Raw genomic sequence first — 18,213 nt, 5'->3', positions numbered from 1 at the left:
GTGGTGCGCGTAGCGAACCCTGCCGCGCCGGGGCGCTTGCCGAGGAGAAGGCGATGTACGGATGGGTACGCCAGTTCATCAACTATCGCAGCTTCTACCTGTGGCGTGCGCGCTATCGGTACTACACGCGCAATGTGGACGGCTGGATGCTGTCCAGCGCGCTGTGCCTGGCGTGCATGGCGATGGTGCTGTGGTACTACTGGCGGGTAGCGAGCGTGCCGCCCCCACGCGTGCATCCCGAAGCGGCGGCGCTGCGCGTGGAGAACATCACCCATGAGGCCATCCGCCGCATCGTGAGTGTGCGGCACGGTGGCAGCGCGCCTGGCGAGATGTTCAACACGCCCGAAGAGGTCCGCTCCGGCACACTGCGCACGCTGCAGGTGCGGCAGCTGCTGGACAGTGCAGAGGCATGGCAACTGAAGGCCCACCTGCTGGCTGACATGGCCGACTACATCACTGCGACCGGAAGCTGCTTCCCCTACGAGTGCTGGCGGGTGACCCATCGCCTGGAGCTGCTGCGTGCGGCGCAGGCGGAGAATGCAGCGATCAACGAGGCGCTGGCGTCTGTGCTTGCCGAGCCGTTGGACAGGATGCCGAACCTCGATGGCGGTGAGCGCATGCGCGTGCAGAGCGCCTGGTCCGATACATTTGGCGATGCCTACAACCAGACCTGGTTGCTGGGGGATCTGCAGGCCATGCACGCACGGATGATGCTGGAATACCCACAACGCGCGGGCGCACCGTGGCTGGCGCGCTTGCTGACCGGGGATGCGGAAGAGCCGCACCTGTACCCCCTGTAGCGCCGAGCCGTGCCCGGCTGCCTTTCGGTCAGGTACCCGGATACCCGAAGCAACGTGCGGGCCGCCGGTCCGCACCCACCACACGCCGTCGGCTGCTGCCGCTAACCTGGTCCGCCGATGTAGGCGGTGATTTCCGCCTCGGCCAGCACCTGCCGCAGCTGTGCGACGGAGGCACGCCGCATCGGCTTCTCGTCCACGGGCGACAGTGGTGCCTGGCGCAGGGCGTCATAGGGCAGCACTGCCAGGTCGAAGGTCAGCTCTTCGGCACTGAACACCCAGACCGGCACATCGAGGCTGCGCTCGCGGTCCATGCGCAGCCGGCGCGTGCGCGATTCGGCGGGAATGCCGTGCTCGTCCAGGAAGCGGTGCACGGCCTCCGGGTCGTCGCTGTGCAGGTGCAGCTGCACGGGGCTGTTGGCGTCGGCGGTGCCCTCCAGCACCGGGCCGGCCAGGCGCGGGGCGAAGCTGTGCAGGAACTCCAGGGCGCGCATCGCGGCTTCGCGGCGGCGCTGCAGTTCGTTGCCATGCTGCGGCCCTGAGAACAGCCGCTGGTACTCGCGCAGGGCGTCCTCGATCTCGGTGTTGCGGGGCAGGGAGGCATCGTCGTGGATGCCGAGGCGGCTGGCGGCCTTCAACTTGGCCTGGTGGTAGTCGCGGATGCCGCCTTCGGCCATCAGGCGGGCGGCTTCGTGGGCGAGGCGGTGACGCCGCTCGCGGGTCTGGCTGGCAGCATGCTGGCGTGCGCGATGCATGCGATGACTCCTGTTGCGGCCTGGTTACAGACTAGCGCACGGATGTGACATCTGCGTGGGTATTTCGCGGAGGTGCCAACCAAGGTTGGCACCCACCAACGCTCTGGTAGGTGCCGACCTTGGTCGGCATGGGGCGCCAACCAAGGTTGGCAGCTACCAACGCTCTGGTAGGTGCCGACCTTGGTCGGCATGGGGCGCCAACCAAGGTTGGCAGCTACCGACGCTCTGGTAGGTGCCGACCTTGGTCGGCATGGGGCGCCAACCAAGGTTGGCAGCTACCAGGGGCGGCATCTGTGCCAAACCAAGGTCGGCACCCACCCACACCCTTCCTCAGAAGATATCGAACGCGGCGGCGTCGGCCTGCGGCGTATTGAGGTTCAGGTCGTAGTCGGTCAGGCGGTCCATGTCTTCCACCTTCACCCACTCTGTGGCGCCGTTGAGGGTGGCCTGGACCATGCCGCTGGGCGGGTCGTTCTGCGCGATCGGGGTGTCCTTCAGCGCGGTGCGCATGTAGTCGATCCAGATCGGCAGGGCAGCCTTGCCACCGTATTCGCGGTAACCCAGCGAGCGGAAGTCGTCGCGGCCCACCCACACGGTGGTCACGTACGGGCCGCCGAAACCGGAGAACCAGGCGTCGCGGTGGTCGTTGGTGGAGCCGGTCTTGCCGCCCACGTCCTCGCGGCCGAGCACCTTGGCCTGGACGCCGGTACCGCGCTGGACCACGTCGCGCATCATCGACACCAGCTGGTAGGCGGTGCGGGCGTCGATCGCGCGCGGGGCGGTGCGGGCATCCGGGTTGGCCGGTACGGCAGCGGTTTCGGTCTTGGCTTCGGCCTTGGCTGCCGCAGCGGGGTCGACCTTCGGCGCCGGGGCACCGAAGTTGAAGCCGTCCACGACCTGGTTGACCGGCTGGTCGCTGCTGCCGGCGCACTCGCGGCACGCCAGCGCCGGGTTTTCCTTGAACACCAGGTTGCCGTCACGGTCGTTGACCTGGTCGATCAGCCAGGTGTCCACGCGCGAGCCGCCATTGGCGAACACGGCGTAGCCACGGGCCACCGACAGCGGGGTGAGCGAGGCGGTGCCCAGCGACATCGACAGGTTCGGCGGCAGTTCCGATTCGGCGAAACCAAATTCGCTGATGTACTTGCGCGCGTAGTCCACGCCCATGCCGTCAAGCAGGCGCCGAGACCAGGTTGCGCGACTGCACCAGCGCTTCGCGCAGGCGCATCGGGCCACGGAAGCCACCGCCGTCGTTCTGCGGGGCCCAGGTCTTGCCACGGCGGTCGCGGAACACGACCGGGGCGTCAAGCACGATCGAGGCCGGGTTGTAGCCCTTGTCGAAGGCGGCCGCGTAGACGAACGGCTTGAAGCTCGAGCCCGGCTGGCGACGGGCCTGGGTGGCACGGTTGAACTTGTTGCCGGAGAAGCTGAAGCCACCGACCAGCGCCTTCAACGCGCCGTTGTGGGCATCCAGCGAGACCAGCGCGGACTGCCCGCGCGGCAGCTGGTCCAGCAGCCACTCACCGTCCTTTGCACCGGCGCGCACGCGCACGATGTCGCCGCGCTGCACCAGCTTGCCCGGGGTCTTGTTGGTCCACTTGGCGGCGCCGGCCGGCAGCACGATCTCGCTGCGGTTGGCCAGAACTACGGTGGCGCTGCCGTCGGCGCCGGTGCTGGCAACGATGGCCGGCAGCAGGCCGGACTGGCCGAACATGCCGCGCAGGTGCTCGGCGAGGGCGGCGGCATCTTCGCCGGCCCCCACCTGGACCTGCTTCTCCACGCCGTGCCAGCCGTGGCGGTGGTCGTACAGCAGCAGGCCATCGCGGACGGCCAGGTTGGCGGCGGTCTGCAGGGTGGAGTCGATGGTGGTGGTGACGTGGTAACCCTTGTTGACCACATCGCCGCCGAAGCGGGCGATCATTTCCTGGCGCACCAGTTCGGCCACGTAGGGCGCATCGACCTGCACCGGCGGCTCATGCGCGCTGGCATGCATCGGCACCGCCTTGGCCGCGTCGGCCTCGGCCTGGGTGACGAACTTCAGGTCGGCCATGCGCTGCAGCACATAGTTGTCGCGGCGCTGGCGGGCACGTTCCGGGTTGGAGATCGGGTTGCCGGAAGAGGGGAACTTGGGGATGCCGGCCAGCGAGGCCATCTCGTCCAGGTTCAGTTCGCCCAGCTTCTTGCCGTAATAGAACTCGGCGGCAGCGGCCACGCCGTAGGCGCGGTTGCCGAAGAAACTCTTGTTCAGGTACAGCTCGAAGATCTCGTCCTTGCTCAGCTCGGACTCGATCTTCCGCGCCAGCAGGATCTCGGCCAGCTTGCGGGTATAGCTGTACTCGGAGCTGAGGAAGAACTGGCGGGCGACCTGCTGGGTGATGGTCGAACCACCCGGCACGCGCTTGTCGTTGGTGGTGGCCAGCAGCCACACCGCGCGGCCGATGCCCATGTAGTCCACGCCGCCATGCTCGTAGAAGCGGGCATCCTCGGTGGCCAGGAACGCCTGCTTCAGGCGCTCGGGCACGTCCTTCATGGTGACCGGGGTACGGCGGGTCTCGCCGAACACCGCCATCAGCTTGCCGTCGGCGGCATAGACGTACATGGGCTCCTGCATCTCCACGTCGCGCAGGGTCTGCACGTCGGGAAGCTTGGAGGATACGGCGTAGTACAGACCGCCCACGGCGGCCGCGCCGATCAGCGCCAGGACCAGGACAATCAGGAAGATCCAGCGCAGCCAGCGGCGGAGTCGAGTCATCGGGTTCAGATTCCGATTGCGAATTTCGTGGTCGCAGAGTATAGATTACGCAAGGTGGCGGCTGGGGTCGGCACCGGGGAGCGCAAGGGGAACTGCCAGGGGCTGCAATGTGAATCCGTGAGGGACTTCACAGCAGGGTCGTTGCCATTTGCTAAGAATACGTTATTAATGCTCGGACGCAGGTCTTGTGTCCAAGTGCCCGTCGGCAGGGGAGAAACCGTGGGGCTCATCCCAAAAAGTCAGTCGCCGCTTGTAGGCGTCGACATCAGTTCGACTGCGGTAAAGCTTTTGCAGCTGTCCCGCAGCGGCAATCGTTTCCGTGTGGAACACTATGCTGTGGAACCACTTCCGCCGAATGCGGTGGTGGAGAAGAACATCGTGGAGGTGGAAGCGGTCGGTGAGGCCATCCGCCGGGCGATGAACCGTTCAGGCAGCAAGGCCAAACTGGCCGCTGCCGCCGTCGCCGGGTCGGCGGTGATCACCAAGGTGATCCCGATGCCGGCCGAGCTCGACGAGAACGACATGGAAGCCCAGATCGAGCTGGAAGCGGTCAACTACATCCCGTATCCGATCGAGGAAGTGAACCTGGACTTCGAGGTGATCGGGGCGATCCCGAACAACCCCGAGATGGTCCAGGTGCTGCTGGCCGCGTCGCGTTCGGAGAACGTGGAGCTGCGCCAGTCGGCGCTGGAGCTCGGTGGCCTGCAGGCCAAGGTGATGGACGTGGAGGCCTTCGCGGTCGAGAACGCCTATGCCCTGGTCGCCAGCGAGCTGCCGGTGTCCATCGACGGTGTCGTCGCGCTGGTCGACATCGGCGCGACCATGACCACCCTCAATGTCCTGCGCGGCGGCCGCAGCCTGTACAGCCGCGAACAGGTGTTCGGTGGCAAGCAGCTGACCGACGAGATCATGCGCCGCTACGGCCTGAGCTACGAGGAAGCCGGCCTGGCCAAGCGCCAGGGCGGGTTGCCGGAAAGCTATGAGATGGAAGTGCTGGAACCGTTCAAGGAAGCGACGGTGCAGCAGATCAGCCGCCTGCTGCAGTTCTTCTACGCAGGCAGCGAGTTCAACCGCGTCGATCACATCGTGCTGGCCGGCGGCTGTGCCGTGCTGGGTGGCCTGCCGGAAATGGTCGAAGAACAGCTGGGCGTGCCGACCGTGGTCGCCAACCCGCTGGCACAGATGACCCTGGGCCCGAAGGTGAACGCGCATGCGCTGGCCCAGGACGCCCCCGCGCTGATGATCGCCACCGGTCTGGCGCTGAGGAGCTTCGACTGATGGCACGCATCAACCTATTGCCCTGGCGCGCCGAGCGGCGCAAGCAACGCCAGCGTGAGTTCTACGCAATGCTGGGCATGGCCGCCATCGGTGGCCTGCTGCTGTCGCTGCTGATCTGGTTCTACTACGACCGCCAGGTGAGCGGCCAGATGGATCGCAATGCCTATCTGTCGGCCGAGATCGAGAAGGTCAAGGAACAGAACAAGGAGATCGACCGCCTCGATGCGCAGAAGGAACGCCTGCTGGCACGCAAGAAGGTGATCGAGGAACTGCAGGCCAAGCGCTCGCAGATGGTCCATCTGTTCGATGCGCTGGTGCGTACGATTCCCGATGGCGTGGTGCTGACCGCGCTGAAGCAGGAAGGCGACGTGCTGACCCTGGAAGGCCGTACCCAGTCCAACGCCCGTGTTTCGGCCTACATGCGCAACCTGGACACCTCCGGCTGGATGACCAATCCGGAGCTGTCGATCATCGAGGCGCGCGAGCCGGAGAAGGACAAGGACGGCAAGACCGGTCCGGTCACCGACATCAAGGCACTGCCGTACGTGTTCGTGGTCAAGGTGAAGCTGCCGGCACAGAGCGAAGAAGTCGCGGCGACGCCGGGCCTGAACGCAGATGGCACGGTTGTTTCGGCACCGCCGGCTGCGGTGGCCCCGCTTGCCGCAGGCCCGGACGCTGCCACGCCTGCCGCACCTGCCCCGGCTGCGGCTCCGGCCGCGAATGCGCCGGCACCGGCACCGGCGGCACCGGCCGCTGCACCGGCCAAGCCGAACCAGCCGGCAGCGCCGGCTGCCAAGCCGGCGCCGAAGTCTGAGGGAAGCCGCCTGGCGCAGCCGCCGCAGGCCTTCATCGCGTCGCTGCGGGGGGACCGCGCATGAGCCAGAAGATCGATCTGAAGAACCTCGATTTCAACGACATCGGCAACTGGCCGCAGAAGGCCAAGATCGTCTTCTGCTCGGTGCTGGCGCTGGTGATCATGTTCCTGGCGTGGATGCTGCTGATCAGCGGCAAGCGCGAGGAGCTTGCTGGCCTGGAATCGAAGGAAGTCGAGCTGCGTTCCGAGTTCACCAAGCAGCAGGAACGCGCGGTGAACCTGGCCCCGCTGAAGCAGCAGCTGGCGCAGATGGAGCAGGTGCTGCAGCAGATGCTGCGGCAGCTGCCGAGCAAGACGGAAATGCCCGACCTGATCATCGACATCTCGCAGACCGCGTTGTCCAGCGGCCTGGCCAACGAGCTGTTCGAGCCCGAGCAGGAGCAGGTCAAGGAGTTCTACGCCGAGAAGCCGATCAAGCTGCGGATGGTGGGCAGCTACCACCAGTTCGGCGCGTTCGTCAGCGGCGTGGCGTCGCTGCCGCGGGTGGTGATCCTGACCATGCACGACATCAACCTCAAGCCCAAGGACAAGTCCAAGGGCAACGTGCGTAGCGGTGCGCTGGAGCTGTCCGGCACGGTCAAGACCTATCGCTATCTGGACGAGACCGAAGTGCAGGCGCAGCAGGCTGCTGCCGATGCCGAGGCGAAGAAGAAGGGCAAGGGGGGCAAGAAGTGATGCGCACGTACATCGCACGCGGTGCAATGGCGTTGGCGGTCCTGCTGCTGGCTGCCTGCGGCCGCGGCGTGACCAGCACGCCCGGCGACGCCCCCAACCTGGAAAAGTGGGTGGAAGGCGAGCGGGCACGGCCGGCGCAGCCGCTGGAGCCGCTGCCGGTGATGCAGCAGTTCGAGACCTTCGAGTATTCGGCGCAGGGCATGCGTGACCCGTTCACCGATGCCTGGACCAATCCGCAGCAGGGGAATGGCGGATTGCGTCCGGATCCGAACCGGCGCAAGGAGCCGCTGGAAGGCTTCCCGCTGGACGCACTGGACATGGTCGGCACCATCGGCACGGGTGCAGGCGTCGTCGCGCTGGTGATGGGGCCGGACAAGGTGACCTACCGGGTGCGCCCGGGCGGTTACCTGGGACAGAGCGACGGGCGGATCACGGCGGTCTTCGAAGACCGCGTGGAGCTGATCGAACTGGTGCCGGATGGTGCGGGCGGCTGGCTGGAACGGCCGGCAACGCTCTCGCTTGAAGATCAATGATCGTTTACTGGGGATAGCACGATGACCTTTCACCAAGCCAAGGGGCTGCGTCCCATCCGGCGCTCTACCTTGAACCGTGTCAGCGCGTTGGGAGTCGCGCTGATGCTGGCCTGCGCTCCGGCGCTGGCTGCCACGCCGGCGGAAAAGCCGGCCGGCGCCACCGTGGCTGCGGCCGTCGCACCGACAGGCCTGTCGGTGGCGAAGATTGATTTCAAGCGCGGCGATGATGGTGCCGGTCGCCTGATCGTCCAGTTCGACGGGCAGGGTGCGGTGCCGGACCTGCGCACGCAGGGCAACAGCGTGGTGGTCGATGTCGGCAACGCCCGGCTGCCGGCCAACCTGCAGAAGCCGATGAACGTCACCGACTTCGCAACGCCGGTGCAGCGCATCGACGCCAAGCCCTCCGGCGCGGGTACCCAGCTGGTCCTGAGCACCGGCGGTGCGGTGGATTCGCTGGCCTACCAGAGCGGCAACGAATACGTGGTCGAGATCAGCCCGCGTCAGGCGCCGGCGGCAGTCGGTGCGGTTACTGCGGGCAGCGTTGCGCAGGCCGCCAAGGCCGTGGGCCAGCGCGGTTTCACCGGCAAGCCGGTGACCTTCAACTTCCAGGACGTGCCGGTGCGCACCGTGCTGCAGTTGATCGCCGAGGAATCCAACCTCAACGTGGTGGCGTCCGATTCGGTGCAGGGCAATGTGACCCTGCGCCTGGTCAACGTGCCGTGGGACCAGGCGCTGGACATCGTGCTGCGGGCCAAGGGCCTGGACAAGCGTCGCGACGGTAGCGTGATCTGGGTTGCGCCGCAGGCCGAGCTGGCCAAGTTCGAGCAGGAGAAGGAAGACGCGCGCATCGCGATCGAGAACCGCGAAGACCTGGTTACCGATTACGTGCAGATCAACTACCACAGCGCCACGCAGATCTTCAAGGCACTGACCGAAGCCAAGGGTATCGGCGGTGGTGGCGGCAACGGCAGCAGCGGTGGTTCGGCGTCGCAGGAAGACAGTGGCTTCCTGTCCTCGCGTGGCCGCATCGTGGCCGACGAGCGCACCAATACGCTGATGATCAGCGACATCCCGAAGAAGATCGCGCGCATGCGTGAACTGATCGGCGTGATCGACCGGCCGGTTGACCAGGTGCTGATCGAAAGCCGTATCGTCATCGCCACCGATACGTTCGCCCGCGAGCTGGGTGCCAAGTTCGGCATCAGCGGCAGCCGCGACAACGTGTACTTCAGTGGTGACCTGGAAGCCAACCGCAAGACCCGCCTGTCGCAGGCGGATACTTCGGCCGCCAATGCCAAGGCCTATCGCGATTGGGAAGCGGGCGGCAGCGTTGGACCGGCACCGGTGCCGCTGCTTCCGGCCATCACCCGTGGCCTGAACTTCAACCTGCCTGCCGCTTCGACCGCCACCCCGGGCTCGTTGGCGCTGTCGATCCTCAATGCCGGCTACCTGCTGGACGTGGAGCTGTCGGCGATGCAGGAAGAGGCCCGTGGCGAAGTGATCTCCAACCCGCGCGTGGTGACCACCAACCAGCGCGAGGCACTGATCAAGCAGGGCAAGGAAATCGGCTACGTCACCATCAGCGGTGGCGGTACCGGCGGCGTCGCCACGCCCAATGTCCAGTTCAAGGAAGTGGTGCTGGAACTGAAGGTGACCCCGACCATCACCAACGACAACCGCGTGTTCCTCAACATGCAGTTGAAGAAGGATGAAGTGGAGCGCCTGATCCAGCTGCAGGGCTATGGCACCGTGCCGGAAATCAACCGCCGTGAAGTCAATACCGCGGTGCTGGTGGACGATGGCCAGACCGTCGTGATCGGCGGCGTGTACGAGTTCACCGACCGCAGCAGCGTGAGCAAGGTTCCGTTCCTGGGCGACGTGCCGTTCCTGGGCAACCTGTTCAAGAAGCGCGGCCGCAGCAAGGACAAGGCCGAGCTGCTGGTGTTCGTCACGCCGAAGGTGCTGCGCGTGGCCAAGCAGAACTGAGCCGGTACCACCTGTTGCAGGAAGAAGGGCCGCCTTGTGCGGCCCTTTTTCGTTGAGGCCGGTCACGCGGTGCGCGAAGGGCTGTTCAGCCGTTCTTGATGTCAATCGCAGGGCACCCTGCGATGATGTCGGGAACCCGTGCCGTCCTGCGCCGGTCAAAGGCCCCCATGAACCTGCCTCCGCCGATGCCCGAAACCGTCCCGCCGCCGCCCGCGCCGGCCAGCTCCCGCCTGCACGCCGCCTTCAGCCAGCTGCGCGATGCGCTGTCCGCCGAAATCGTCGGCCAGTCCGCGCTGGTCGAGCGCCTGCTGATCGCGCTGCTGGCCGACGGCCACCTGCTGGTGGAGGGTGCGCCGGGACTGGCCAAGACCACGGCGATCCGCGCGCTGGCAGCACGTCTGGAAACGGACTTCGCGCGCGTGCAGTTCACCCCGGACCTGCTGCCGGCCGACCTCACCGGCACCGAGATCTGGCGCCCGCAGGAAGGCCGTTTCGAGTTCGTGCCCGGCCCGATCTTCCACCCGATCCTGCTGGCCGATGAAATCAACCGTGCGCCGGCCAAGGTGCAGTCGGCGCTGCTGGAGGCGATGGGCGAACGCCAGGTCACCGTGGGACGCCACACCTACGCGCTGCCGTCGTTGTTCCTGGTGATGGCCACGCAGAACCCGATCGAGCAGGAAGGCACCTTCCCGCTGCCGGAAGCACAGCTGGACCGCTTCCTGATGCACGTGCGCATCGGCTACCCGGACCAGGCGGCCGAATCGGAAATCCTGCGGCTGGCGCGCGAGCGTGCCCGTGGCGCATTGGGCGAAGCTGCGCCGGCGCCGGAGAAGCTGCCGATGCAGGATGTGTTCGCGGCCCGTCGCGAAGTGCTGGACCTGCACATGGCGCCCGCACTGGAACGCTACCTGATCGAACTGGTGCTGGCTTCGCGCGATCCGTCGCGCTACGACGCCGGCCTCGGTCGCCGCATCGCGTGGGGCGCAAGCCCGCGAGGTTCCATCGCGCTGGAACGCTGCGCTCGTGCGCGTGCCTGGCTGGCCGGCCGCGATTTCGTCACGCCCGATGACGTGCGCGCGGTCGCCGCTGATGTGCTGCGCCATCGCGTGCTGCCCAGTTATGAAGCCACTGCCGAAGGCTGGGATGGCGAGCGCCTGGTGCAGGAGCTGCTGGCCCGGGTGCCGGCACCCTGAGCCTGCGCATGACCGATCCATCCCCGGAATCCGCATCCATCGCCAGTGAGGGCGACGGGCTGCGCCCACAGTTGGCCGAACTGGTCGCGCTGCGTCGCCTGGCACAGCGCCCGCCGCCGCCACGCCGCGGCCGTGCCGGCAATGCCGGGCAGGCGCCGTCGCCGCTGCGCGGGCGTGGCATGGAGTACGCCGAATCACGCGAGTACGTGGCCGGTGATGATGCACGGCATATCGACTGGCGGGTGACCGCGCGTACCGGTCGTGCCCACACCAAGCTGTTCCAGGCCGAGCGCGAGCGGGTCAGCCTGATCGTGGCCGACACCTCGCCGGCGCTGTATTTCGGCACCCGGGTGCGCTTCAAGTCGGTACAGGCTGCACGCGCGGGCGCCGTTGCCGCCTGGTCGGCGCAGCGGCGAGGCGACCGCGTGGGCGCCCTGCGTGGCAGCGACCGCGAGCCACCGGTCGCGCCCGCAGGCGGGCCGCGTGGTGTACTGCGCGTGCTCGATGCGCTCACCCGCTGGTACGCGCAGCCTCCCACCGATGATCTTGGTCTCGAGCGTGCGCTGGACCACGCCAGTCGCGTGCTGCGCCCCGGTGCGCGCATGTTGGTGCTGGCCGATCCGCAGCAGGCGGCGCGGATTGCGCCGGTACGCTGGAGCGCACTGGCCCAGCACCATGACCTCAGCCTGGTTCTGCTGGTCGATCCATTGGAACTGCAGCCGCCGTCGGCGGCGCTGCAGTTCCAGACCGCGCAGCAGCGCGTTGGACTCGACCTGCGCCGCAGCGACGTGCAGGCGCATTGGCACGCGCATTTCGTCGAGCCGCTGCAGGAACTGCGTCGCCAGCTCGGCGCACGCCGCGTCGACGTGCAGGTGCTGTCCACCGATGCGCCCAGCGATGCGTGGCTGGCCCCGGTGCCGACCGAGGTGCCGGCATGAGCGCCAACCTGCCGCTGCGCGATGTGCAGCTGCCGCCGGCCCCGTCGTGGTGGCCACCGGCACCGGGCTATCTGATGATCGGTGCGGCGGTGCTACTGCTGCTGTCGGTCGTCGCATTCGTGTGGTGGCAGCGTCGCCGCCGTCGGCAGCGCTGGTTGCAGCAGTTCGACGGGGAGCTGGCGGCGTGCACCGACGGCGCGGCGGAACTGGCGGCGATCGCCGGCCTGCTGCGTCGTGCCGCGCGCCAAGCGCGGCCAGGCAGTGAGTCGTTGCGCGACGACGCCTGGTGGCAACGCGTGGACCCGCAGGGCACGTTGTCCGATGCACGACGCAGCCTGCTGGCCGAGGGCGCCTATCGGCCACGCGTCGAAGCCGGCGAAGTGGCCGCGGTGCGCAGCTGGTCCCGCGCGCGTTATCTGGCAATGCTGCTGGAGCGTCGTCGATGAATCTGCTGGCGAGCTACTGGCCGTGGCCGGACCTGCAGCTGGCATGGCCGCTGGCGCTGCTGGCGTTGCCGTTGCCGCTGCTGATGTACGCGTGGAAGCGTCGCGCTGACCCCGGCGCGGCGCTGCGCGTGCCATATGCCGCCAGCGAACTGGAAGCACTGACCGGTGGTGGCCGCGTCGACGTGTCCTGGCTGCGTACCCTGTTGTTGTGGTTGGGCTGGTGCGCGCTGTGCGTTGCGCTTGCCCGTCCACAGCAACTCGGTGAGGCCGTCACCCCACCGCAACAGGGCCGGCAGATGATGCTGGCGATGGACGTGTCCGGCAGCATGGGCGAGGGCGACATGGTGCTCGGCGGGCAGGCCGTGGATCGCCTCACCGCAGCCAAGGCGGTGCTGGCCGACTTCCTCGACCGCCGCGCCGGTGATCGCATCGGCCTGCTGATCTTCGGCGACCGTGCTTACACATTGACGCCCCTTACCGCTGACCTGGCCAGTGTGCGCGACCAGCTGCGCGACAGCGTGGTCGGCCTGGCCGGCCGCGAAACCGCCATCGGTGATGCCATCGGCCTGGCGGTGAAGCGCCTGCGCAGCCAGCCCGAAGGCCAGCGAGTACTGATCCTGTTGACCGACGGTGTCAGCAATGCCGGCGTACTGGAGCCGCTGCGCGCGGCCGAAGTTGCCCGCGCCGAGGGCGTACGCATCCACACCGTCGCGTTTGGCGGCGACGGCAGCATGCGCGTGTTCGGCATCTCCATTGCCGCCGACCAGGATCCGGTCGACGAGGCCACATTGAAGAAGATCGCGGGCATGACCGGTGGCCAGTTCTTCCGCGCACGCGATACGGCACAGCTTGCCGGCATCTATGCCGAACTGGACCGGCTGGAGCCGATCGCTGCGAAAGGGCCGAGCCTGCGCCCGCGCGAGGAACGCTATGCCTGGCCGCTGGGCCTGGCGTTGTTGCTGGGCGCGCTGGCGTGGCTGTGGCCGGAGCGTCGCCGATGATCGCGTTGGCGTCGAATCTTCCCGACTGGAACGCGCTGCATTTCCTGCGCCCGGAATGGCTGTGGGCCCTGCTGGCGCTGCCGGTGATCCTCGCGCTGTCGCTGTACCGGCAGCGGCGCAGCGATGCGTGGCGGCAGGCGGTGGATCCACACCTGCTGCCGCACCTGCTGGCGGCCGGCACGCGTCGTCGTACGCGCCTGCCGTGGGCGCTGCTGCTGGGCTGGACGCTGGCATCGCTGGCGATGGCCGGGCCAAGCTGGCGGCAGCAGGCGCAGCCGATGTTCCAGGCCAGCGCACCGCTGCTGGTCGTGCTGGATCTGTCCAGCCGGATCACCGCCACCGACCTGCCGCCGTCGCGGCTGCTGCAGGCGCGGGCCAAGCTGGGCGAGCTGCTGCGCGCGCGCAAGGGCGGCCAGGTCGGCCTGGTGGTGTATGCCGATGACGCCTATACGGTGGCCCCGTTGACCGATGACGGCAGCAATGTCGCGCTGTATCTGGATGCCTTGTCACCCGAGGTGATGCCGCGCGATGGACAGCGTGCCGACCGCGGCATCGACTGGGCCGCGCAGTTGATGCGGCAGGTCGCTGCGCTGCAGGGACAGATCCTGCTGGTCACCGACCAGGCAGACAGTGAGGCCGCGCTGGCCGCGGCCCAGGCACGCAGCCTGGGCCTGCAGGTTTCGGTGCTGGGGCTGGGTACGCCGGCCGGTGCGGCCTATCGCGATGGCAATGGCCAGATCCGCCAGGCGGCGCTGGATGAGGGCAGCCTGCGCGCCGTGGCCACCGCAGGTGGCGGGCGCTACGCGCGCATCGCCGCCGATGACAGTGACCTGCGTGCGTTGGGGGTACTGGATGCGCGCCAGGGCACGGCGTCGCAGCGGCCGGGCGAAGGCATGCAGTGGCGCGATGAAGGCTTCTGGCTGCTGCCGCCGTTGATGCTGCTGGCACTGTTGGCCTTCCGCCGCCGCGCAGTGCTGGCCGCGGTGCTGGCTGTTGGCCTGCTGCCCTGGATCGGTGACGTGCAGGCGCAGGCGCCAGCAGCACCCGCACCGCCGCCCGCGCAGGGCACCCTGTGGAAGCGCGCTGACCAGCTGCAGCACCAGCGCCTGGCCGAAGGTGTGCAGGCGTACCGCAGCGGCGACTTCGCCAATGCACGCAAGCAGTTCGAAGGCATCGACAGCGATGCCGGCTGGTACAACCTGGCCAACGCGCTGGCACGCCAGGGCAACTACGATGAGGCCATCGCCGCCTATGACCGCGCGTTGGCGCTGCATCCGGGCATGGCCGATGCGGTGGCCAACCGCGCTGTGGTCGATGCCGCGCGCAAGCGCAGGCAGTCGGGAGGCCAGGGCCAGGGCCAGGACCAGCAGAAGCCCCAGCAGAGCGGCCGGCAGAAGCAGCAGAACGATTCGCAGGGCAAGCAGAATCCGTCGGGCCAGCAACCGCAGCAGGGGCAGAAAGACCCCGGGCAGGGCCAGCCGCAATCGGGCCAGCAGGGCCAGCCCAAGCCCGGCGATGACACTTCCCCGTCGAGCCCGCAGCCCGGCGAGCGCGGCCGCGATGGCCAGCAGGCACCACCGCAGGTGGAAGATGCCAAGGCGCAGGCGCAGGCCGACGAGCAGCAGCGCCAGCGCATGCAGCAGGCAATGCAGCAGGCACGTGAAGGCAAGGGCGAACAGGATGGCAAGCCCGTGCCAGGCAGCGAAGGCACCACCCCGCGCCAGCGCGAGGAGCAACAGGCCGTGGAGGCGTGGATGCGACGCGTACCCGATGATCCGGGCGCGCTGCTGCGAGCCAAGTTCCAGCTGGAAAACGAACGCAGGAAGAGGGAAGGGCGATGACGCGGGTGATCAACATGCACGGGTGCTGGCCCCGGCAGGTACTGGCAGCGCTGCTGCTGTGGCTGCCGCTGCTGGCCTGGGCGCAGCCGCGCGCCTGGCTGGACCGCGATCGCATTGCAATGGGCGATACGGTCACCCTCAATGTCGAGAGCGATCAGGGCGCGCCAGATTTCACGCCCCTGCGTACCGACTTCGATCTCAGCGCGCAGACCAGCAGCCGCCAGGTGGAGTGGAGCAACGGCAGCATGCAGCAGCGCAACCTGTACGGCGTGGCGCTGACGCCGCGGCGCAGCGGTGCGCTGGTGGTTCCGGGCCTGCAGGTGGGCAGTGTGCGTACCGCGCCGCTGACCCTGCAAGTGGACGCGGCCGCCGTGGCGGGCCCGGACAGCACTGCGATGGCCTTCATCGAGACGGTTGTCGATGACGAAACGCCATACGTGCAGCAGAGCGTGGGCGTGGTGGTGCGGTTGTACTTTGCTTCGCAGCTGGCGTCGGGTGAACTGGTACTGGATACCCCGGCGGGCGCGTCATTGCAGCGCGTGGGCGATGACCGCACCGATGTGCGCCAGGTCAACGGGCGCCGCTACAACGTGGTCGAACGCCGCTTCCTGCTGATCCCCGAGCGCAGCGGCGCATTGCGGTTGGCCGGTGCGCGCTTCAGCGGGCGCAGTGCCGGTGGCTTCTTCGACGACTTCTTTGGCGGGGGCGACGGCCGCATGAATGCTACCGGCGCCGACCGCACGCTGCAGGTGCAGGCACAGCCGGCGCAGGCGCCGCAGCCGTGGCTGCCGCTGCAGAGCCTGCAGCTGCGCTATACCAGTGCGCCGACCAGCGCCCGCACCGGTGAGGCCGCCAACGTGGTGGTCGAAGCGGTTGCCGAAGGCGCGACGCGCGCGCAGTTCACCGATCTGCCGGTGCCGGATGTCGGCGCCAATGCGCAGGTGTTCGCCGAACCAGCACAGTACGAAGAGACCTTCAACGGCAGCACGCCACGCCTGAAGATCACCCGCCGCTATTCGATCGTGCCACGCCAGCCGGGTTCGCTGGTGGTGCCCGGCCCGCGCCTGCCCTGGTGGGATGTGCGCAGCGGCAAGGCACAGGAAGCAACGCTGCCGGACCTGACGCTGGCGGTTGCGGCGGGCAATGGCGGCGGCAATACCTCGCCGGCCCCGTTGCCGCCGATCGACACCGATGCCGCGCTGCCCGGCACCGATGGCCAGGACAGCCGCATCGCGGCCACCGACCCGCGCGCCAGCGGCATGGCCGAGCGGCCATGGCCCTGGATGGGCGCGGCGATCGGGCTGGCGCTGCTGTGGCTGCTGACCCTGCTGTGGGGCTGGCAGCGTGGCCGTCGCCCGCGTGCAGCGGCGCCTGTCGCAGGCACGTCCGCTGTGCCGACTGTGGCGAGCGGGCGTGCCGGCCTGGCCGAACTGCGCCGGGTGCTCGATGGCGAGGGCTTCGACCAGGTGGAAGCACAGCTGTGCGCGATGGCCGGTGTCGAACGTGTCGAGCAGGTCATCGCGCGCCTGGACGATCCGGAGCAGTGCCAGGTGTTGCAGGACCTGCAGCAGGCGCGCTGGGGCGGGCAGGGTGATCCGGCGGCGCTGCGTACGCGCCTGCGCACGGCCTTCCGTGACGGACCGCACTGGTCGGCGGCTGCGGGTGCTGCTGACACTGGCCTGGCGCCGCTGTATCCACCGCGGCGAACCTGAACCGGCGCCGCTTGCGCGCTTTGTTAGAGTGCATTCATTTTTCGAGGAAACCCGCGTATGACAGCAGCTGCTGCCGACAAGAAGAAGTTGCCCCTGCACTGGAAGATGGGCATCGGCTTTGCGATCGGCCTTGTCCTGGGACTGACCGTGCACGCCCTGGGTGGCAGCGTCGAGGGTCTGCAGGGCGGTGCCAAGTGGGTAATGGACTACGTCACCACCCCGGCTTCGGGCCTGTTCCTCAACCTGATCTTCATGCTGATCGTGCCGCTGATCTTCTCGGCGCTGATCATGGGCGTGTCGGAGATGGGCGACATCCGCGCCCTCGGCCGCATCGGCTGGAAGACGCTGGCCTACACCGTGCTGCTGTCCGGCATTGCGGTGGGCATCGGCCTGGTGCTGGTCAACGTGCTCAAGCCGGGTGCCGGCGTCGACCCGCAGGTCGCGGCGATGATGCTGTCGGAGAACGCCGAGCGCAGCAAGGAGATCGTGGCCGGCATCCATGGCACGCCGAAGGGCATGGACATGCTGCTGTCGATCGTGCCGAGCAACGTGCTGCAGGCCGCGTCTGACAACGGCGCGATCCTGTCGCTGATGTTCTTCGCACTCATGTTCGGCATCGGCATGGTGCTGACCGACAACGAGAAGGTCGCCCCGCTGCGCCGCGCCATTGAAGGCGTGTTCGAAATCTCGATGACCCTGATCAACCTGGTCATCCGCCTGGCCCCGTACGCGGTGGCCTGCTTCATGTTCAACCTGGCCGCGCTGTTCGGCTTCGAGCTGATCATCCGCCTCGGCGCCTACGTGGGCGTGGTGGTGCTGGCGCTGGGCCTGCACATGATCGTGACCTACGGCACCGCCGTGTGGCTGTCGGGCCGCTCGCCGCTGTCGTTCTTCCGCGATACCCAGGAAGCGACGGTGATGGCGTTCTCCACCGCCTCCAGCAACGCCACCCTGCCGACCGCGCTGCGCGTGGCCGACCAGATGGGCCTGCCGCAGCGCGTGTCGCGCTTCGTGCTGACCGTGGGCGCCACCGCCAACCAGAACGGCACTGCGCTGTTCGAGGGCGTGACGGTGATCTTCCTGGCCCAGTTCTTCGGCGTGGACCTGAGCATCGGCCAGCAGTTCATGGTGATGGCGGTGTGCATCCTCGGTGGCATCGGTACCGCCGGCGTGCCGTCGGGCTCGCTGCCGGTGGTGGCGATGATCTGCGCGATGGTCGGCGTGAACCCGCTGGGCATCGGCCTGATCCTGGGCGTGAACCACTTCCTGGACATGTGCCGTACCGCACTGAACGTGACCGGCGACCTGGCCCTGACCACCCTGGTGGCCAAGGGTGAGTCCCACGACGGCCCGGCGCTCGGTCCACAGCAGGACTGAGCCCAGATTTCCGCCCCCGGACTCCGGGGGCGGTAGTGGGGGGGGGGGGGGGGGG

The 18,213-nt window shown here is 68.0% G+C and carries 14 protein-coding genes and 1 pseudogene; 13 read left to right on the top strand and 2 right to left on the bottom strand.

Translation table 11 applies throughout. The features are described 5' to 3' along the window. Positions 1-53 precede the first annotated feature (53 nt). Positions 54-800, top strand: coding sequence for a hypothetical protein (locus O0J73_RS11010; protein WP_308308702.1), 747 nt, complete (start codon positions 54-56; stop codon positions 798-800). Positions 801-901: 101 nt separating this feature from the next. Here O0J73_RS11010 and O0J73_RS11005 read toward each other — a convergent pair whose 3' ends face one another. Together O0J73_RS11005 and O0J73_RS11000 are read right to left on the bottom strand one after the other, a co-directional pair. Continuing rightward, positions 902-1,552, bottom strand: coding sequence for a hypothetical protein (locus tag O0J73_RS11005; protein WP_308308701.1), 651 nt, complete (start codon positions 1,550-1,552; stop codon positions 902-904). 330 nt (positions 1,553-1,882) lie between these two features. Further along, positions 1,883-4,304, bottom strand: a pseudogene (locus O0J73_RS11000) (penicillin-binding protein 1A). Between the two features lie 219 nt (positions 4,305-4,523). Between O0J73_RS11000 and O0J73_RS10995 the strand changes: the two are divergent. The 12 genes from O0J73_RS10995 (at position 4,524) to O0J73_RS10940 (ending at position 18,158) form a co-directional block, all read left to right on the top strand. Beyond that, the gene (locus O0J73_RS10995) at positions 4,524-5,582 is read left to right on the top strand and encodes a pilus assembly protein PilM (RefSeq protein ID WP_005410860.1); all 1,059 of its coding nucleotides are present in this window, start codon (positions 4,524-4,526) and stop codon (positions 5,580-5,582) included. Next, a complete protein-coding gene (locus O0J73_RS10990; protein ID WP_197563883.1) occupies positions 5,582-6,460 on the top strand; it encodes a PilN domain-containing protein in 879 nt (292 codons plus the stop codon). The genes O0J73_RS10995 and O0J73_RS10990 overlap by 1 nt, the downstream gene beginning before the upstream one ends. Continuing rightward, on the top strand, positions 6,457-7,131 hold the full coding sequence (gene pilO / locus O0J73_RS10985) for a type 4a pilus biogenesis protein PilO (protein WP_006465991.1): 675 nt from the start codon (positions 6,457-6,459) through the stop codon (positions 7,129-7,131). Before O0J73_RS10990 ends, pilO begins: the two co-directional genes overlap by 4 nt. Beyond that, entirely contained in the window at positions 7,131-7,664 is a 534-nt protein-coding gene (locus O0J73_RS10980; protein ID WP_006465989.1) for a pilus assembly protein PilP, read from the top strand. The genes pilO and O0J73_RS10980 overlap by 1 nt, the downstream gene beginning before the upstream one ends. Positions 7,665-7,685: 21 nt before the next feature. After that, positions 7,686-9,650 (top strand): type IV pilus secretin PilQ family protein, encoded by a 1,965-nt coding sequence (locus tag O0J73_RS10975; RefSeq protein WP_197563882.1) that lies wholly within the window; start codon positions 7,686-7,688, stop codon positions 9,648-9,650. Between the two features lie 167 nt (positions 9,651-9,817). After that, positions 9,818-10,843 (top strand): MoxR family ATPase, encoded by a 1,026-nt coding sequence (locus tag O0J73_RS10970; protein ID WP_053450672.1) that lies wholly within the window; start codon positions 9,818-9,820, stop codon positions 10,841-10,843. 8 nt (positions 10,844-10,851) lie between these two features. After that, positions 10,852-11,781, top strand: coding sequence for a DUF58 domain-containing protein (locus O0J73_RS10965; RefSeq protein WP_308308700.1), 930 nt, complete (start codon positions 10,852-10,854; stop codon positions 11,779-11,781). Further along, positions 11,778-12,227: a DUF4381 family protein gene (locus O0J73_RS10960; RefSeq protein WP_308308699.1), complete on the top strand. Its 450-nt coding sequence runs from the start codon at positions 11,778-11,780 to the stop codon at positions 12,225-12,227. The genes O0J73_RS10965 and O0J73_RS10960 overlap by 4 nt, the downstream gene beginning before the upstream one ends. Continuing rightward, positions 12,224-13,228 carry a VWA domain-containing protein gene (locus tag O0J73_RS10955; RefSeq protein WP_308308698.1) on the top strand — a complete coding sequence of 335 codons (1,005 nt, stop codon included), beginning with the start codon at positions 12,224-12,226 and terminating at the stop codon, positions 13,226-13,228. Before O0J73_RS10960 ends, O0J73_RS10955 begins: the two co-directional genes overlap by 4 nt. Beyond that, complete coding sequence (locus tag O0J73_RS10950) at positions 13,225-15,069, top strand: tetratricopeptide repeat protein (RefSeq protein ID WP_308308697.1); 1,845 nt, start codon at positions 13,225-13,227, stop codon at positions 15,067-15,069. Before O0J73_RS10955 ends, O0J73_RS10950 begins: the two co-directional genes overlap by 4 nt. After that, positions 15,066-16,781 (top strand): BatD family protein, encoded by a 1,716-nt coding sequence (locus O0J73_RS10945; protein WP_308308696.1) that lies wholly within the window; start codon positions 15,066-15,068, stop codon positions 16,779-16,781. Before O0J73_RS10950 ends, O0J73_RS10945 begins: the two co-directional genes overlap by 4 nt. 57 nt (positions 16,782-16,838) lie before the next feature. After that, the gene (locus O0J73_RS10940) at positions 16,839-18,158 is read left to right on the top strand and encodes a dicarboxylate/amino acid:cation symporter (RefSeq protein WP_006465816.1); all 1,320 of its coding nucleotides are present in this window, start codon (positions 16,839-16,841) and stop codon (positions 18,156-18,158) included. Positions 18,159-18,213 lie beyond the last annotated feature (55 nt).

Origin of the sequence: Stenotrophomonas sp. Sm6012, from assembly GCF_030985895.1 — a bacterium.
GTDB lineage: Bacteria > Pseudomonadota > Gammaproteobacteria > Xanthomonadales > Xanthomonadaceae > Stenotrophomonas > Stenotrophomonas forensis.
This window is presented reverse-complemented; position numbering and strand designations above follow the sequence as displayed.

Excerpts from the sequence above, each read along its gene's own strand:
- O0J73_RS10970 (WP_053450672.1), top strand. The coding sequence starts at position 9,818 with ATGAACCTGCCTCCGCCGATGCCCGAAACCGTCCCGCCGCCGCCCGCG.
- O0J73_RS10955 (WP_308308698.1), top strand. The coding sequence starts at position 12,224 with ATGAATCTGCTGGCGAGCTACTGGCCGTGGCCGGACCTGCAGCTGGCA.
- O0J73_RS10990 (WP_197563883.1), top strand. The coding sequence starts at position 5,582 with ATGGCACGCATCAACCTATTGCCCTGGCGCGCCGAGCGGCGCAAGCAA.
- O0J73_RS10960 (WP_308308699.1), top strand. The coding sequence starts at position 11,778 with ATGAGCGCCAACCTGCCGCTGCGCGATGTGCAGCTGCCGCCGGCCCCG.
- O0J73_RS10950 (WP_308308697.1), top strand. The coding sequence starts at position 13,225 with ATGATCGCGTTGGCGTCGAATCTTCCCGACTGGAACGCGCTGCATTTC.
- O0J73_RS10945 (WP_308308696.1), top strand. The coding sequence starts at position 15,066 with ATGACGCGGGTGATCAACATGCACGGGTGCTGGCCCCGGCAGGTACTG.
- O0J73_RS11010 (WP_308308702.1), top strand. The coding sequence starts at position 54 with ATGTACGGATGGGTACGCCAGTTCATCAACTATCGCAGCTTCTACCTG.
- O0J73_RS10965 (WP_308308700.1), top strand. The coding sequence starts at position 10,852 with ATGACCGATCCATCCCCGGAATCCGCATCCATCGCCAGTGAGGGCGAC.
- O0J73_RS10940 (WP_006465816.1), top strand. The coding sequence starts at position 16,839 with ATGACAGCAGCTGCTGCCGACAAGAAGAAGTTGCCCCTGCACTGGAAG.
- O0J73_RS10975 (WP_197563882.1), top strand. The coding sequence starts at position 7,686 with ATGACCTTTCACCAAGCCAAGGGGCTGCGTCCCATCCGGCGCTCTACC.
- O0J73_RS10980 (WP_006465989.1), top strand. The coding sequence starts at position 7,131 with ATGCGCACGTACATCGCACGCGGTGCAATGGCGTTGGCGGTCCTGCTG.
- pilO (WP_006465991.1), top strand. The coding sequence starts at position 6,457 with ATGAGCCAGAAGATCGATCTGAAGAACCTCGATTTCAACGACATCGGC.
- O0J73_RS11005 (WP_308308701.1), bottom strand. The coding sequence starts at position 1,552 with ATGCATCGCGCACGCCAGCATGCTGCCAGCCAGACCCGCGAGCGGCGT.